The organism is Pedobacter hiemivivus (genome assembly GCF_005144565.1).
In the GTDB taxonomy this organism is placed as follows: Bacteria; Bacteroidota; Bacteroidia; order Sphingobacteriales; family Sphingobacteriaceae; genus Pedobacter; species Pedobacter hiemivivus.
The window spans coordinates 48,318-64,112 of the sequence record NZ_SWDX01000005.1 but is presented as its reverse complement, the minus strand read 5'-3'; the positions used below and the strand labels follow the sequence as shown (position 1 = coordinate 64,112).

Here is a 15,795-nt window from a genome sequence, read left to right as displayed (position 1 = left end):
TATATATTAATTATTGATTTTTATTCCTTTAATATTTAACTGTAAGCGTTTTTGGTCCTTCCAAACATTCTCTTCAATTGTATAACAAACGGAAAATGGTTGGTTTGGTTGTAGCAAAGGTTCAAATTCTTCTGCCATCCCAAATCCGATACATTCAAAAATAGGGGAATTTTGTTGTTTTATGGTTAATTTTAAATGTTTTGTGCCTACCACAAATGGGCGTCCTACAAAAGTTACGTCATTTGTCACAAATATAGGCGCCGGATTATGCGGGCCAAATGGGGCCATTTGCGCAATAATACGCTGAAACTTTCCATCTATTTGCGAAAGCCGAATTTCATTGTCAATCTTTATTTCAGGACAAAGCAGGTCATCCGTAATTGTAGCTTTTACAATCTCTTCAAAGCGATCTGCAAAAGTTTCAATATGCTCTGGTTTCATGGTTAAGCCAGCGGCAAATTTATGCCCCCCAAATTGCACCAGCAGATCCACACAGCCCAATAAGGCCTCATATAAATCAAATCCTGCTACAGAACGGGCAGAGCCGGTTAATAAGCCATTTGATTTTGTGAGCACAACAGTAGGGCGATAATAGGTTTCTGTCAGTCTCGAAGCAACGATCCCAATTACTCCTTTATTCCAGCTTTCGTGATATACAACAGTTGTTTTTTTACCCACCAGGATCTCACACTCGCCAATTAAAGCCAAAGCTTCGGCAGTAATGCTCTGATCTGATGTTTTACGATCTGTATTTTGTAAATTGATAAGTAAGCTTTGCTCTAGGGCCAGATTGTCTTCGGTACACAACAACATTTTAACGGCTTGATTTGCATGGTCCATTCTTCCGGCAGCGTTGATGCGGGGAGCAAGGGTAAACACCACATCAGTAAGTGTATAATCCTTGTTCTTGCCTGATATGTCCATCAATGCCTTTAAGCCCATACATGGGGCTGTATTTAGCTTAATCAATCCATGGTAGGCCAATATCCGGTTTTCGTCTTCTACAGGAACAATATCAGCGGCAATACTCACCATCACCAGGTCAATATATCTTTCGTATTGCGTTGCTGGTAATTGATGTGTGATGCAATAAGCCTGTGCCAATTTAAAGCCAATACCGCAACCGGCTAGTTCTTTAAAAGGGTAGGGGCAATCTTTACGCTTAGGGTCCAGAATGGCTATAGCTTCAGGTAGTTCATCACCAGGTAAATGGTGGTCGCAAATGATAAAATCTATACCTAAGGTATTTGCATAAGCGATTTTATCTGTCGATTTTATCCCACAGTCAAGAGCAATAATTAAACTAAACCCTTCGGTCTTTGCGTAATCTATACCTGTAGTAGAAATTCCATAGCCTTCTTTATGTCGGTCGGGGATGTAATAAGCGATGCGATCTGTAAACTGGTTAAAAAAACTAAATGCCAGGGCTACAGAAGTTGTTCCATCAACATCATAATCACCATAAATCAGTATTTTCTCGTCTTTGCTTAGCGCGGTATCTATCCGCTCAATAGCCTTGTCCATATCCTTCATTAAAAAAGGATCGTGCAGTTTGGCTAGCTCAGGTCTGAAGTATTCGCGGGCATCATCGAAGGATGAGATGCCTCTTTGTACCAAAATTTGTGCTAAGCTCTTATCTATATTTAATTTTTGTGCAAGCAAGTCTGTTGTTTCAGGATTTCCTTGGATAGCCTGCACCCATCTTTTCTTCATTGTATTTGTTTGTTTATCAATCGTTATGAATTTTGCATGACCGTATAGTTGTCATTTGTGAACAGGAAGTTCATGCAGGTTCCATATCTTTGCAATGATTCGTAAATATATCATTTAATTTCTGCTTAAAATAACTACGCCATTGCAAGTTTTCACTTTATATGAAGGTTCTTATTCTGTTGCTGCGGATAAGAAATTTGTCCCTTTTAATCCGGAGACAGATGATCCTAAAAGTCGTCCCGCATCTTTGTTTATTCATGTGCAGCCCTTTCTGGTAAAATTAAATAATTCATTGATCCTATTTGATACCGGGCTTGGGTATAGTAATGATAAGGGACAATTGATTTTGCATGAGAACATTAAAAAAGCGGGGTTTGATCCCGAAGACGTGGACATGGTACTGATGTCTCATTTACATTTTGACCATTCTGGAGGCATGATTCATCACCTTGGAGGTAAGATAGAGTTGAGCTTTCCGCATGCAAATTATGTTATTCAACGTGGCGAATGGGAGAGCGCCTTTACCAATAAGTCTTCCTCTTACAAGACAGAGATATTCGAATTTCTTCAACGTAATGCGCAGCTTACTTTTATCGAAGGTTCTGGACAGTTAACGGATGAGATTAGTTACGAATTGACTGGAGCTCATACTCCTTTTCATCAGGTTTACTTACTGGATGATGGAGTTGATAAGGTGTTTTTTGGTGGGGATGTATTGCCTGAACCTGAAGAACTGTTAAGGAAATTTATCGCTAAGTACGACTTTGACGGACGGAAAGCGATGGAATTAAGGGAAGAGTTTGGAATAAGGGCTGCTGCCGAAAACTGGAATTGCCTGTTTTATCACGGAAAAAGCAGAGCCACAGGTTATGTTAGCCTAACAGACGGACAGTTTAAGATTTCGTAGTCTGGGCTAAGCCAGTAACTTAAAAAGTTCAATTAATCTTTCTATAGATAAGGGTTTAGAAATAAACCCTTTCACCTTTGCATAGGTTTTTGCTTTCTCTATATCATTCTCGTATACCGAAGAAGAAAGCATATACATATCTACTTTTTTGGTCACGTTTAGGGCTTCATAGGCATCCAGAAACTCCCAACCATTCAATACCGGCATGTTAATGTCAATAAGAATAAGTTGCGGAAAGTCGGTATGACCAAATGTAGCTTTTAAATGTTCAATAGCTAAGAGGCCATTTGCTTTGGCTACCATATTGACATTATAGCCCGTCTTTTCAACTATCTTTTTGATGATAAAGATGTTAATGTCATCGTCATCAATAACGAGAAGGTTAATTTTATTATCCATCATAAAGTTGATTGGCCCCTTGCCACAAAGTTGGTGTTCCTATAAAGTTATGAAATATGTATGTAAATTGTTTATGTAGCAAACATTTATTTTATCATAAAAAAAAGCCATTACTAATAATGGCTTTTTTATTTCGCTAGAGAACTTATTTCGTGGCTATTAGTTTTATGGAAAGATCAAAATCATCATAGATCATTTTGTCACCTATATCAGGAAACATACCTTTAGACCTAAATTTAATGCCATATTTTGTACGGTCAATCGTAATCTTATCCGCAGTAGCGCTTACTGAACCATCAGCATTCCAGGCGATAAGAGCAGGGAAAGTAATTGAATTTGTAACATCTTTAATTGTTAAATCTCCGGTTACGTTTACAATATTTCCAGTTCCTGCAGTAATTTTTTTAATCACAAAAGTAGTGGTAGGGAATTTATCTACACCAAAAAAATCATCGGCTTTTAAGTGTTTTTCCAGATTGGCACTTTTATCAGCATCTTTTATGGTAGTCATATTGATCACGAAATTTCCGCCTGCTAGTTTTTTTCCGTCAAATTGAAGGCTTCCTGACAGAAGATCGATTGTTCCATTATGACTGCCAGTTAATTTTTTACCTGTCCAGGTTAGTGAAGATTTCTCTACATCAACTTTATAAGTAACAGGTTTTAATACAGGGGCTATAAAAGCCGATGAAATGATTACTAATACAAGTAATGCTACCGAGCTGAGTTTTATTTTCATTGTTTTACGTTTTTAAACCTTTTGATATAGTTAGAAAGTAAATATATCAAAAGGTTTAGCCGATGAAAAACTAATTATACTTGTTCTTCCATATAGCTTTCAATTGGCGGACATGCACAAACCAGAGATCTGTCTCCAAATGAATCGTTAACTCTACCCACAGATGGCCAGAATTTGTAAGCTGCTACATAAGGCAACGGAAATGCTGCTGTTTGTCTGCTATAATCATGGTTCCACTCATCCCCTGTAACTACAGCTGCTGTATGTGGTGCATTTTTTAAAGGATTGTCTACTTTGTCCAGGTCACCTTGCTCAACCGATGAAATTTCTTTTCTGATGGCAATTAAAGCATCACAGAAACGATCAAGCTCATGCTTAGGCTCGCTCTCTGTTGGCTCAATCATTAAGGTTCCAGCCACAGGGAAAGATACAGTTGGCGCATGGAAACCATAATCCATTAAGCGTTTAGCAATGTCAACCACTTCAATTCCGTAGTTTTTAAAGCCCCTGCAATCCAGGATCATTTCGTGCGCACAACGTCCATTAGCTCCAGAATATAATACTGGGTAATGTTGCTCTAAACGCGCTTTCATATAGTTCGCATTTAATATGGCATATCTGGTAGCATTGGCTAAGCCATCTGCACCCATCATAGCAATATAAGCATGAGAAATGATTAAGATAGACGCTGAACCCCATGGTGCAGAGGATACAGCATGAATAGATTTTCCATTGTCAATGTTTACCACAGCATGTCCTGGTAAATAAGGAACAAGGTGTTTTGCTACACCAATTGGCCCCATACCTGGACCGCCACCACCGTGAGGGATACAGAATGTTTTATGTAAGTTTAAGTGACAAACATCAGCGCCAATGTTACCTGGGCTAGTTAAGCCAACCTGAGCGTTCATGTTTGCACCATCCATATAAACCTGTCCACCATTCTGATGGATGATGTTACAGATGTCTATAATGCTTTCCTCAAATACACCATGTGTAGAAGGGTAAGTTACCATTAAACAAGAAAGGTTTGCTGCATGTTCTTCAGCTTTAGCTTTTAAATCAGCAACATCAATGTTTCCGTTTTCTAATGATTTAACAATGATAATCTTCATTCCTGCCATAGCAGCAGAAGCTGGATTAGTACCATGCGCCGATGAAGGAATTAAGGCAATGTTACGGTGTGCATCACCACGATCATTGTGGTAAGCTCTGATCACCATTAAACCTGCATATTCACCTTGTGCTCCTGAATTTGGTTGTAAACTCATTGCGGCAAAACCGGTAATTTCGCTTAACCATTTATCCAATTCATTAAAGACCGTATAATAACCTAAAACCTGGTCTGCTGGTGCAAACGGGTGTATTTTACCAAACTCTGGCCAGGTAACTGGGATCATTTCTGTAGTTGCATTTAGTTTCATGGTACATGAACCCAAAGCAATCATGGAATGGCAAAGTGAAAGATCTTTAGCTTCTAAAGATTTGATGTAACGCAACATTTCATGTTCTGAACGATGCGTGTTGAATATTGGGTGCGTTAAGTAATCAGATGTACGTTGTAAGGCCGCAGGAATTACGGTCTCCACGTTTTGATCATCCATTTCTACTGTATCAGCAGCAACGCCTTTTACTTTTGCAAATATTTTGGTTAACAATTGAATGTCTTCAGCCGAAGTAGTTTCATCCAAAGCAATGGTAACAATACTGCCATTGTAATGCAGGTTGATTTCATTGTTTAAGCATTCGCTGTGGATAGAGCCAGCAAGATCACCCAGATCTAATTGGATTGTATCGAAATATGCTTTGTTAAGTTGTTTATAACCTAATTTTTCTAGTGATTTAGCTAGGGTAACAGCCAGTCCATGTGTACGCTCAGCAATTAGTTTTAAGCCTTTAGGTCCGTGGTAAACAGCATAAAAACCAGCCATAATGGCTAATAAAGCTTGTGCAGTACAAATGTTAGAGGTTGCTTTATCTCTGCGGATATGCTGCTCTCTAGTTTGTAAAGCCATACGCAAAGCGTAATTGTTGTTGCTATCTATCGTTACACCAATAATACGGCCTGGGATAGAACGTTTGTACTCGTCTTTAGTCGCAAAGAAGGCTGCATGTGGACCACCAAAGCCCATCGGTACACCAAAACGTTGTGAAGTACCCACTACAACATCAGCACCCCATTCTCCCGGAGGAGTTAACAAAGTAAGACTTAATAGATCAGCTACAACAGTAACTTTAACGTTTTTATCATGTGCTTTTTGTGCAAAGCCGGTATAATCAAATACCTCACCATTACCAGCAGGATATTGGATGATGGCACCAAAGAACTCATCGCTAAGTTCAAATGATTGGTGATCACCGATTACCAACTCGATGCCATAAGGATTAGCACGGGTTTTTAGAATATCTATAGTTTGAGGGAACAACAATTCAGAAACAAAGAATTTTGTAGCCCCTTGATTTTTACGCAGACTGTATTGCATAAACATAGCTTCAGCAGCAGCAGTACCTTCATCTAAAAGAGATGCGTTTGCAATTTCCATTCCGGTAAGGTCAATCACCGTAGTCTGGAAGTTTAACAAGGCCTGTAAACGGCCTTGTGCAATCTCAGCCTGGTATGGCGTATACTGTGTATACCATCCTGGATTTTCCATTACATTACGCAAAATGACACCTGGAGTGATGGTGTCATAGTAACCCTGGCCGATATAAGATTTGAAAACTTTATTTAAAGAAGCTGTTTGTTTTAGTGCTACAAGGTAATCTTTTTCAGATTTAGCCTTAGGCAAATTCAACGGTTGCTTTAACCTGATTGTTTGTGGTACAGTTTGTGCAATCAGTTCGTCAATAGAACCTACCCCAATGGTATTTAACATTTCATTGGCATCCTGTGTATTAGGTGCAATGTGACGGTCTTTAAAGTCCTCTTTGTAATGAATATTTAAGCTCATGAAGTCTATGAATAAAAAGTTGCGCAAAGGTAATAAAAAATACCCTTAGCTTCAGTCAAAAAGACTTCATAAAACTTTTAAGCATTAATGCTTCAATTGTTGCAGGTACATTTGTATGGTGTTTTCAAGGCCTAAGTAAAGTGCATCGCTGATTAATGCATGACCAATGCTGACCTCAAGTAAGCCGGGAATACTTTGAGCAAAATACTTCAGATTGTGCAGATCAAGGTCGTGCCCTGCATTAATGCCCAAGCCAAGTTCATTCGCTTTATGTGCGGCTGCAACATAAGGTAAAACTGCTTTTTCTCTGTTGTCGTAATAATTATGTGCATAAGCTTCGGTGTATAGCTCAATCCTATCTGTCCCGGTTAAAGCAGCAGCTTCAATCATTTCTACAACCGGATCTACAAAAATAGAGACCCTTATGCCTGCGGATTTAAATAAGCTAACCATTTCTTTTAAATAGGCTGTATGTTTTATGGTGTCCCATCCGTGATTAGAGGTAAGTTGTCCATCTGCATCTGGCACTAAAGTTACTTGAGCAGGCTTATTTGCCAAAACAAGTTCTACAAATTTTTCCTCTCTGCAGTTGCCTTCAATATTAAACTCTGTAGCAATTACGGCTTTTAAATCGAAAACATCTTGATAGCGAATATGCCTTTCATCAGGTCGTGGGTGTACCGTTATTCCTTCAGCGCCAAAACGCTCACAATCTAAAGCTACTTTTACAAGGTCCGGATTATTGCCACCTCGGCTATTGCGAAGCGTAGCTATTTTGTTGATATTTACTGATAGATGTGCCATGCACAAATATAAAAGAAATAACTATGTCCATACGATCTCTATTTGTTTTTATTGCCTTTATCAGTGTTTACAACATCAGCTACGCTCAAGAAACCAAAAGTATTTTTAAAGGGTATCCTGTTATTGCTCATTCAGATACGCTGTTTTTTGTTAAAAATAAATTAGGCTCTTTGTCTGCCGTCGAAAGGGCCGAAAGAACCTCTGCGAAAGTAGTCGCGCTGTCCGAAGACCTGCTTTTTGTGTCAGATTCATTAATCACAGTGAACGACTCGGCGCTGATCGATATTGCTTACAAGGGTGATGTGCTGTTAAGTTTATCGAAGACAGATGCCGACTCGGTAAGAATGGATCAAGAGGTGATGGCTAAGGCTTATCGAGATATTGTTGCTGAGAACATAAGTACATATAAAAAGGATACAGATGTCACAGAGTTATTAAAGCGAGGAGCATTAGGATTGTTCATCATTGCCATTATGGTGATGTGTATCTATTTTTTAAATAAGTATTCAAACCGATTCAATGCCTGGTTGCGTGTTAAGCTTCATGCCAGAATTTCTGGCTTTAAGATTAAAAATTATGAGCTGATTAACTCTAAAAATGAGCTCTTCCTGATCAAAAAGGTATTGAACCTGATTAAGATTGTCGTCATATTTATCCTGGTTTACCTTACCCTTCCTATTGTATTCCGGCTCTTTCCATGGACCAAGCCCTGGAGTGATAGTTTGATCGGATTTGTACTTAATCCTTTAAAAAATATATTTAGCGCAATAATCGACTTCATCCCCAATTTAATTACCATAGCAGTGATAGTTGTCGTTTTTCACTATATAAAAAAAGTGATTCGGTTTTTCTCTAATGAGATTGCCGCCGAGCGATTAAAGATCAATGGGTTTTACCCAGATTGGGCGAAGCCAACGTATAACATTGTGAAGATCGTACTAAATGCATTTATGATTGTGGTGATTTGGCCTTTTATTCCAGGCTCAAATTCCGAGATATTTAAAGGTGTTTCTGTGTTTTTAGGAGTACTGATCTCATTTGGGTCTTCATCAGCGATTAGTAATGGCGTTGCCGGGATGGTTATCACCTATATGAGGCCATTTAGGGTTGGCGATGTGGTTAAGATTGGCGAAACCACTGGGGCTGTTCAAGAGAAGTCCCTGTTGGTAACGCGTGTCTTAACCTTTAAAAATGAGGTGATCACCATTCCCAATAGCGCGATACTAAATGGGAATACTGTAAATTATAGTAGTCTGGCTGCACAGGATGGCCTAATTGTTCATAGTACAGTGACGTTGGGCTATGATATTCCCTGGGCTACAGCGCATGAATTGCTGATCAATGCAGCTTTGGCTTCGGAAGGGGTAGTTAAAGAAAAACAACCTTTTGTGTTGCAGACAAGTTTGGAAGATTGGTACGTGTCATACCAATTGAATGCTTATATCAGTAACCCTAAACGAATGCCGGCTATTTATTCCGAAATTCATAAAAACATTCATATTGCATTTGATACTGCGGGTGTGGAGATTATGTCTCCTCATTATCAGGCGATCAGAGATGGGAATGCCAGTACTGTCGTGAGTCCGGAGAAAGCATAAATAATTTTAATGAAAAAGGGACGCAATTTTATAATTGCATCCCTTTTCTATTTTTAACAGATTTAGTATTCGTTGTTACGGTTAGTATCTGTAAGCTTCAGGTTTAAACGGACCTTCAACTGGAACACCGATATAATCAGCTTGGTGTTGATCTAAAACATCAAGTTCTACACCAATTTTAGCTAAGTGTAAACGTGCTACTTTCTCATCTAGATATTTAGGAAGAACATATACTTTGTTCTCATATTTATCTGTGTTAGTCCAAAGCTCTAATTGGGCTAAAGTTTGGTTTGTAAATGAGTTAGACATTACAAAACTAGGGTGACCAGTTGCACAACCTAAGTTTACCAAACGACCTTCAGCTAATAAAATGATGTCTTTACCATCAATAGTATACAAATCTACCTGAGGTTTGATTTCTATTTTAGTATTGCCGTAGTTTTTGTTTAGCCAAGCAACGTCAATCTCATTGTCAAAGTGACCAATGTTACAAACGATCGCTTTGTCTTTCATTGTTTTGAAGTGCTCAGCACGAACAATATCACAGTTACCAGTAGTGGTTACAATGATATCAGCTTCTTTAACAGCTGTAGCGAATTTTTTAACTTCATAACCTTCCATTGCAGCTTGTAGTGCACAGATTGGATCAATTTCTGAAACGATTACACGTACACCTTGTGAGCTTAAAGATTCTGCAGAACCTTTACCTACATCACCATAACCTACTACAACAGCAACTTTACCAGCCATCATTACGTCAGTAGCACGACGGATCGCATCAACTAAGGACTCACGGCAGCCGTATTTATTGTCAAATTTAGATTTAGTAACTGAATCGTTTACATTGATTGCAGGTAAATGCAAAGTGCCATTTTTCATGCGCTCATATAAACGGTGTACACCTGTAGTGGTTTCTTCAGATAAACCTTTGATTGCAGCAATCAGTTCAGGGAATCTATCGAATACCATGTTAGTCAAATCACCACCATCATCTAAGATCATGTTTAATGGCTGGCGCTCAGGACCGAAATGTAAAGTTTGCTCGATACACCAGTCAAAGCTCTCTTCATCTAAACCTTTCCAGGCGTAAACCTGAATACCTGCAGCAGCAATAGCAGCAGCAGCATGGTCTTGTGTAGAGAAAATGTTGCAAGATGACCAAGTCACTTCAGCACCAAGTTCTACTAATGTTTCAATTAAAACCGCAGTCTGGATGGTCATGTGTAAGCATCCTGCAATGCGGGCACCTTTTAAAGGTTTTGATGGTCCGAATTCTTCACGTAATGACATTAAGCCCGGCATTTCTGCCTCTGCCAATCCGATTTCTTTACGGCCCCATTCTGCCAGTGAAATGTCCTTAACTTTGTAAGGAACGTAAGTTGTCTCTACTGATGACATATTTTTTTTGTTTAAATGAAGTGCAAATTTACGGCATTCCTTTGCCAATTACAAAAAAGCATTTTTGGAATTAATAACTTCCCTCTGTTGAAATCAAATGAGCGTCAATATCTTCCGCTAGTTTTTCATAAAAATTATTAGCTTCAAAATCCTTAAGAGGAACTATTGTGTCAAGATATTTGCCATAAAAGCTTTTTATCAAATACTTAACCTGGTCTGGACGATCATCGGGGTGTCCTGCAGCTTTTGTTGAATACACATTCAAATGGCATACATATAGATAATGATTTCCATTGTATTCAAAGCTTTTAATTTTTGAGTCCAATTTATTAGGATCCATTTCTAGGTGGAACAAGGGCTGTGTTTTAATATTCATCATCTCTGTAGTTTAATTTATGCTTTTCAGAATGAATTTTAAAGGTATACTTTCTCTTCCAAATAGCAACGGTGTAGCAGGTCGCTAACTAACCGTTCAAAGTAATTTAATGGTAAAAACTATCTCCTTAACCCGCTAAACCTTTGATGCTAACTACAAGTGCTGTACATTTGTATCTTCAAATAGGAATTATAAAAGTACTTAAAGCATATGTATCCAGAATATTTAGTAGAACCAATGCGTGCAGAACTTACTAAAGTAGGTTTTGAAGAATTAAAAACGGCAGAAGATGTTGATAACGCCATCAGTGGCGAAGGAACGGTATTCGTTGTTGTAAACTCTGTATGCGGTTGTGCCGCTGCAAACGCGCGCCCAGCAGCAAGACTGGCAGCAGCTAATGGAAAACATCCTGATAAACTGGTTACAGTTTTTGCAGGTATGGAAAAAGAAGCAGTAGATAGAGCAAGAGGTTATATGATGCCTTTTCCTCCTTCATCACCAGCAATGGCCTTATTTAAAGATGGTAAGTTGGTTCATATGATCGAGCGTCATCAGATTGAAGGTCGCCCGGCACAAATGATTGCAGATAGTTTGATCGGTGCATTCGATCAGTATTGCTAATCGTTTAAACGAAAGATTTATGAAAAGGGCTATCTGAAAAGATTGCCCTTTTTTATTTGGCAGAAATATGGTGTAAAACCTTCCTGTACAATTCATCAGGTAAAAACGGCTTGATCACGATGTCATCAATCCCAGCTTCCGCTACCCTTAATTCTATCTCCTCTGGCAGGTTGGCCGTAAGTGCAATAATAGGGATAATAACTCCATTCTGGCGCATTTTAGCACTAGATTTATAACCATCCATTACTGGCATATGTAAATCCATTAATACCAGTTGATGCTTTTTTACATCGAGTTTGTCTAATGCTTCCTGCCCATTTAGTGCAACATCTATAGTCGCGCCCCAGCGCTCCAGATATCTTTGCGCCACAAGCACATTCATTAGATTATCTTCAACCAGTAAGATATGGACACCAGTAAGTAACTGTTCACTTTCATTTGGTAATTGTTCCAGTTTATTAAGCTCTAGCGTTTTTAGGCTCTTATCAAAGGTCTGTACAAAATAAAATGTAGATCCTTTTCCTACGTAACTAACCAGGTTTAGGGATGAGTTTTGAAGCTCTAGTATGCGTTTGCAAATAGATAAGCCTAGGCCGGTTCCACCGAAGCCTCTAGACGTAGAAGAGTCAGCCTGTGTAAACCTTTCAAAAATAACACGCTGTTTATCCTTGGATATGCCTATGCCCGTATCTGTAACTTCAATGTTTAGCGTTATAGTGTCATCAGTTTGCGCAATCACTTTTACGCCTACCTGCACAAAACCATGGTTTGTAAATTTTATAGCATTGTGTACCAGGTTGGTTATCACCTGAGATAGGCGGGTAGGGTCGCCCAATAGTCTGTTTTTTAGGTCTTTGTCGACATTTAGTGTCAAGCCAATGCCCTTATCATTTGCAGCTCCCTGTAGTCCTGAAACAATATTCCCGGCAATGGAAGCTACATCCATCTCAATGTGCTCAAAAGAGACTTTTCCGGCTTCAATTTTATTGAGGTCTAAAATGTCATTTACTATGGAGAGCAGATTGTTTGCAGAGAAAAGCATCACGTCCAATTGCTCTTTCTGATCATTTCTGGGCGTATTTTTTAAGAGCAGGTGACTCATGCCAATAACTGCATTTAACGGAGTTCTGATCTCATGGCTCATGGTACTTAAAAACTCACTTTTTGCTTTTAATCCTTGTTCTGCCTCAACCCTTGCCTTTTTCAATTTAAATGATACCCGATGTGAAAGTATAAGTGATTGAAGAAAGAAAAAGCTAATGTAGAAAAGGAAACTAAGTAGTTGAAATTGAGGGATTATTGACCAGTAGTGAAGCAGCGACACGGCAAAGACCGGCATCAGGGCAAATGAACTCATCAGGGTGTAAATGGCTCCAGGCCTTTTCCTGATGTAGGCCAACATATATACATAAGGTACATAAACCAGGCAGAATAGCATCACTGCAAGGAAGGGATTCATTAATTGAGTAAAATAGATCGGGGCCAGGAAAAGTGCTGCTAAAGAAAAACCAAAGCAGAGTAAGCAGATGGCTCTTATAATGCCCATATTCACTTCGGCCGGGTAAAGGTAACGTGTATACAAGGCGAATAACCCTATTCCCAAAAACAGTGTTAAATACTCAAGGCGTACGGTTAGTTGCCAATTGACATAAGGTAAAATCGTATGGAGTACATAGTTGTCTATTCCGACAATTCTGTAGCTATAAACTATCGAGAATAAGGCAAATAATAAAATGGCTTTATCTCTGTTGCCCATTAAATAAAGGCCTAAAAAGAAAAAGCCGCCCATGATCAGGCAGCCCGTTAGCAATAAATCAATAGCTTCCGACTGTTTCCTTTTTAGAATAATATCTTCTTTATCTCCTATCCACATCGTCTTTTTAATGCCGCCCTTGCTATGTGTAAAGTTTGCGATCTGTAGCAATAGGGTTAAGGTATCTGTGTTACGTGGTAACTCTACTGTTTTATATTCCCAGTAGGGAACAAAATCTTTAGCAGTTGTGCTCACATGCCCATTGGATGCCATTTTATGTCCATTAACAAACAGACGGTAGGCGCTGTAAGCTTCGGGCATCGCAATTCTTAAAGGGTTGTTGCTTTTAGGGAGTAAGATGGTCAGCTTGTAAGTCGCAAAACCTTTAGAAGGAAAGCTTTTGCCATTTATTTTGTCTGTCCACCTAAAAGGGAAATTGACTAGCTTTCCTGTGCTTAGCTCAGGTTTACCAGGCATTAAAAGTTGATTCCAATAGAATAACCACTCGCCATCAAGTGCAATTTTATGGTCTAACAATTGATCTCGTAGGTCTATTACACCATTTTTTGCAAGGGGAGCTGTTGCTTGAGATTTTGCAAAAATGGAACTTGAGAAGCAGTAAAGTACCAGTAGTGTGCTATATATATACTTTTTTATCTTCAAAAGAATTATTGAAATACTTAGTTAATGATATTAAATTAATTGATTAATGATTTTAATTTTTACGCCAATGTATGGTAATTAAGAAGTTTATAGCAAGGAAATTAGAAATCCTTATTCAGTAATTTTTCAAGCTCTCCAAATGAGACGTTCATTCGTACTCTTCCTTGTTTGGCATAGGCAATTTCACCCGTCTCTTCTGATATAATAACGGCAACTGCGTCCGTAGTTTCCGACACTCCGATACCGGCGCGATGGCGCAGACCAAATTGCGCCGGTAGCTTATCATTATCGGTTAGGGGAAGGATACAGCTCGCGCTTTTAATTTTATTTTCAGCAATAACAACTGCACCATCATGAAGGGGGCTATACTTCTGGAAAATACTTTCCAGTAGGCGCTTTGATATTTTAGAGTCGATGAGCTCGCAGCTATTGGCAAAAAGTTGGTCGTCGTAAAATTTGACAAATACAATTAAGGCACCTGTCCTCGACTTTTTCATGCTTTTGCAGGCGTCAATAATGGGCTTAATTCTAATCAGGTTATTTTGTTCGATATTTTTGCTACCAAACAAATATCCCCACCATGCCTTGTTTTGCTGTAAAAAAGTATTTTTTCCAAGAAGCAGCAGAAACCGACGTATTTCGGGTTGAAAGATTATGATCAACGCGATGATTCCTACACTCATAAATTGATTAAGGATGCCGGAAAGCAGATTCATGTTCAGCGCATCTACTATCCAATGTATCGTCAGTATAATCACCATGCCCAGTAAAAGGTTTACGGCAAGGGTATTTTTGATGAGGTTATAAATGTAATATATGATAAGCGCAACAAGAATTATGTCTACTGCATCTGTAACGGTAATCTTTAAGAAATCGAATTCAAGTGTTTTCAATGTGTCTAATTGTTGTTTTGCAAAAATGCATCAGCTTAACTACCGCCAAGTTAGGAATTTTTTAGCCATATTGTTGCTCTTGTGTCTTTCCAACCAAGGCTATACACTGGGCTGCTGCTTTTACATCATGAACACGCAAAATGTTAGCGCCCTTTAGTAAGGCGATGGTATTAAGGGCTGTAGTGCCATTTAATGCTTGTTCAGGGCCGCCACCTAAAAATTTATAGATCATAGACTTTCTCGAAAGGCCGGCAAGAACAGGAAGTTCAAAAATGTTGAGGTCTTCCATATGCTGCAATAACTCATAATTTTGGTCAAGCGTTTTAGAAAAACCAAAGCCAGGATCGAGAATGATGTCTTTTACACCTAATTTTTTAAGCCTATCTACCTTCTCAGAGAAATAGCTGGTCATTTCCAACATCATATGATGGTAGTTGGTATGCTGCTGCATGGTTTTAGGCGTTCCCTTCATGTGCATAATGAGGTAAGGAACATTTAAGTCCGCCACGGTTTCAAACATGTCCTCATCCATATTGCCAGCGGCGATATCGTTTATGATATGTGCCCCGGCTTCAACTGCTGCCCGGGCAACCTTGGCACGAAAAGTATCAATCGAAAGGAATACATCAGGAAAAGTCTCACTAATGGCTGCCACAGCTGTAACAATTTTGTCTACTTCCTCTGCTTCACTAACTTCCTCTGCCCCAGGTCTGGAGGAGTAAGCTCCAATATCAATAAACAGGCCACCTTCATTTATGATGCTTTCGGCACGCTTTAACGCCAATTCAACGGAGCTGATGCGGCTTTCACTATAAAACGAATCAGCGGTAAGGTTTAAGATTCCCATCACAGCGGGAGTACTTAAATCAACCAGCTTACCTTTTAGGTTTAGTGTGGTCTTTCGGTTTAAAAATGTATCTTTAGCCATTGTTTCGAGTACAAACTTAGATAAAAAAGGGGTTGTATTGAAACGGGTTTTG

Annotated in this window: 13 protein-coding genes; 3 read left to right on the top strand and 10 right to left on the bottom strand. The window is 39.0% G+C overall.

Going from position 1 to position 15,795, the window contains the following annotated elements:
• Window positions 1-6 precede the first annotated feature (6 nt).
• On the bottom strand, window positions 7-1,713 hold the full coding sequence (recJ, locus tag FBD94_RS13525) for a single-stranded-DNA-specific exonuclease RecJ (RefSeq protein ID WP_136880566.1): 1,707 nt from the start codon (window positions 1,711-1,713) through the stop codon (window positions 7-9).
• Window positions 1,714-1,855: 142 nt separating this feature from the next.
• Here recJ and FBD94_RS13520 point away from each other — a divergent pair, with 142 nt between their 5' ends.
• Window positions 1,856-2,620 carry an MBL fold metallo-hydrolase gene (locus FBD94_RS13520; RefSeq protein WP_131611411.1) on the top strand — a complete coding sequence of 255 codons (765 nt, stop codon included), beginning with the start codon at window positions 1,856-1,858 and terminating at the stop codon, window positions 2,618-2,620.
• A 6-nt stretch (window positions 2,621-2,626) separates the two neighbouring features.
• Here the strand turns inward: FBD94_RS13520 and FBD94_RS13515 are convergent, their stop codons facing one another.
• The 4 genes from FBD94_RS13515 to FBD94_RS13500 form a co-directional block, all read right to left on the bottom strand.
• Window positions 2,627-3,022: a response regulator gene (locus FBD94_RS13515; RefSeq protein ID WP_131611409.1), complete on the bottom strand. Its 396-nt coding sequence runs from the start codon at window positions 3,020-3,022 to the stop codon at window positions 2,627-2,629.
• 142 nt (window positions 3,023-3,164) lie between these two features.
• Window positions 3,165-3,758, bottom strand: a complete 594-nt coding sequence (locus FBD94_RS13510; protein ID WP_131611407.1) for a YceI family protein — start codon at window positions 3,756-3,758, stop codon at window positions 3,165-3,167.
• Window positions 3,759-3,832: 74 nt separating this feature from the next.
• Window positions 3,833-6,709: an aminomethyl-transferring glycine dehydrogenase gene (gene gcvP / locus FBD94_RS13505; RefSeq protein WP_136880565.1), complete on the bottom strand. Its 2,877-nt coding sequence runs from the start codon at window positions 6,707-6,709 to the stop codon at window positions 3,833-3,835.
• An 84-nt stretch (window positions 6,710-6,793) separates the two neighbouring features.
• Window positions 6,794-7,513 carry a pyridoxine 5'-phosphate synthase gene (locus FBD94_RS13500; protein ID WP_136880564.1) on the bottom strand — a complete coding sequence of 240 codons (720 nt, stop codon included), beginning with the start codon at window positions 7,511-7,513 and terminating at the stop codon, window positions 6,794-6,796.
• A gap of 23 nt (window positions 7,514-7,536) precedes the next feature.
• Here FBD94_RS13500 and FBD94_RS13495 point away from each other — a divergent pair, with 23 nt between their 5' ends.
• Window positions 7,537-9,111 (top strand): mechanosensitive ion channel family protein, encoded by a 1,575-nt coding sequence (locus FBD94_RS13495; RefSeq protein WP_136880563.1) that lies wholly within the window; start codon window positions 7,537-7,539, stop codon window positions 9,109-9,111.
• A gap of 81 nt (window positions 9,112-9,192) precedes the next feature.
• Here the strand turns inward: FBD94_RS13495 and ahcY are convergent, their stop codons facing one another.
• Window positions 9,193-10,509: an adenosylhomocysteinase gene (gene ahcY / locus FBD94_RS13490; RefSeq protein ID WP_131611400.1), complete on the bottom strand. Its 1,317-nt coding sequence runs from the start codon at window positions 10,507-10,509 to the stop codon at window positions 9,193-9,195.
• A 70-nt stretch (window positions 10,510-10,579) separates the two neighbouring features.
• Window positions 10,580-10,888: a hypothetical protein gene (locus FBD94_RS13485; RefSeq protein WP_136880562.1), complete on the bottom strand. Its 309-nt coding sequence runs from the start codon at window positions 10,886-10,888 to the stop codon at window positions 10,580-10,582.
• A gap of 207 nt (window positions 10,889-11,095) precedes the next feature.
• On the opposite strand from FBD94_RS13485, the gene FBD94_RS13480 reads away from it, so the two are divergent.
• Window positions 11,096-11,506: a BrxA/BrxB family bacilliredoxin gene (locus tag FBD94_RS13480; protein WP_136880561.1), complete on the top strand. Its 411-nt coding sequence runs from the start codon at window positions 11,096-11,098 to the stop codon at window positions 11,504-11,506.
• A 52-nt stretch (window positions 11,507-11,558) separates the two neighbouring features.
• Here FBD94_RS13480 and FBD94_RS13475 read toward each other — a convergent pair whose 3' ends face one another.
• From FBD94_RS13475 to folP, 3 genes are all read right to left on the bottom strand, one after another.
• A complete protein-coding gene (locus tag FBD94_RS13475) occupies window positions 11,559-13,922 on the bottom strand; it encodes an ATP-binding protein (protein WP_136880560.1) in 2,364 nt (787 codons plus the stop codon).
• A gap of 101 nt (window positions 13,923-14,023) precedes the next feature.
• Window positions 14,024-14,815, bottom strand: coding sequence for a diadenylate cyclase CdaA (gene cdaA / locus FBD94_RS13470; RefSeq protein ID WP_136880559.1), 792 nt, complete (start codon window positions 14,813-14,815; stop codon window positions 14,024-14,026).
• 61 nt (window positions 14,816-14,876) lie between these two features.
• The gene (gene folP / locus FBD94_RS13465; protein WP_136880558.1) at window positions 14,877-15,743 is read right to left on the bottom strand and encodes a dihydropteroate synthase; all 867 of its coding nucleotides are present in this window, start codon (window positions 15,741-15,743) and stop codon (window positions 14,877-14,879) included.
• Between the last annotated feature and the right edge of the window lie 52 nt (window positions 15,744-15,795).

Bases quoted from the DNA above. Each gene is read 5' to 3' on its own strand.
- FBD94_RS13485 (WP_136880562.1), bottom strand. From the start codon at position 10,888: ATGATGAATATTAAAACACAGCCCTTGTTCCACCTAGAAATGGATCCT.
- FBD94_RS13495 (WP_136880563.1), top strand. From the start codon at position 7,537: ATGTCCATACGATCTCTATTTGTTTTTATTGCCTTTATCAGTGTTTAC.
- FBD94_RS13510 (WP_131611407.1), bottom strand. From the start codon at position 3,758: ATGAAAATAAAACTCAGCTCGGTAGCATTACTTGTATTAGTAATCATT.
- FBD94_RS13480 (WP_136880561.1), top strand. From the start codon at position 11,096: ATGTATCCAGAATATTTAGTAGAACCAATGCGTGCAGAACTTACTAAA.
- FBD94_RS13515 (WP_131611409.1), bottom strand. From the start codon at position 3,022: ATGATGGATAATAAAATTAACCTTCTCGTTATTGATGACGATGACATT.
- gcvP (WP_136880565.1), bottom strand. From the start codon at position 6,709: ATGAGCTTAAATATTCATTACAAAGAGGACTTTAAAGACCGTCACATT.
- folP (WP_136880558.1), bottom strand. From the start codon at position 15,743: ATGGCTAAAGATACATTTTTAAACCGAAAGACCACACTAAACCTAAAA.
- recJ (WP_136880566.1), bottom strand. From the start codon at position 1,713: ATGAAGAAAAGATGGGTGCAGGCTATCCAAGGAAATCCTGAAACAACA.
- FBD94_RS13500 (WP_136880564.1), bottom strand. From the start codon at position 7,513: ATGGCACATCTATCAGTAAATATCAACAAAATAGCTACGCTTCGCAAT.
- ahcY (WP_131611400.1), bottom strand. From the start codon at position 10,509: ATGTCATCAGTAGAGACAACTTACGTTCCTTACAAAGTTAAGGACATT.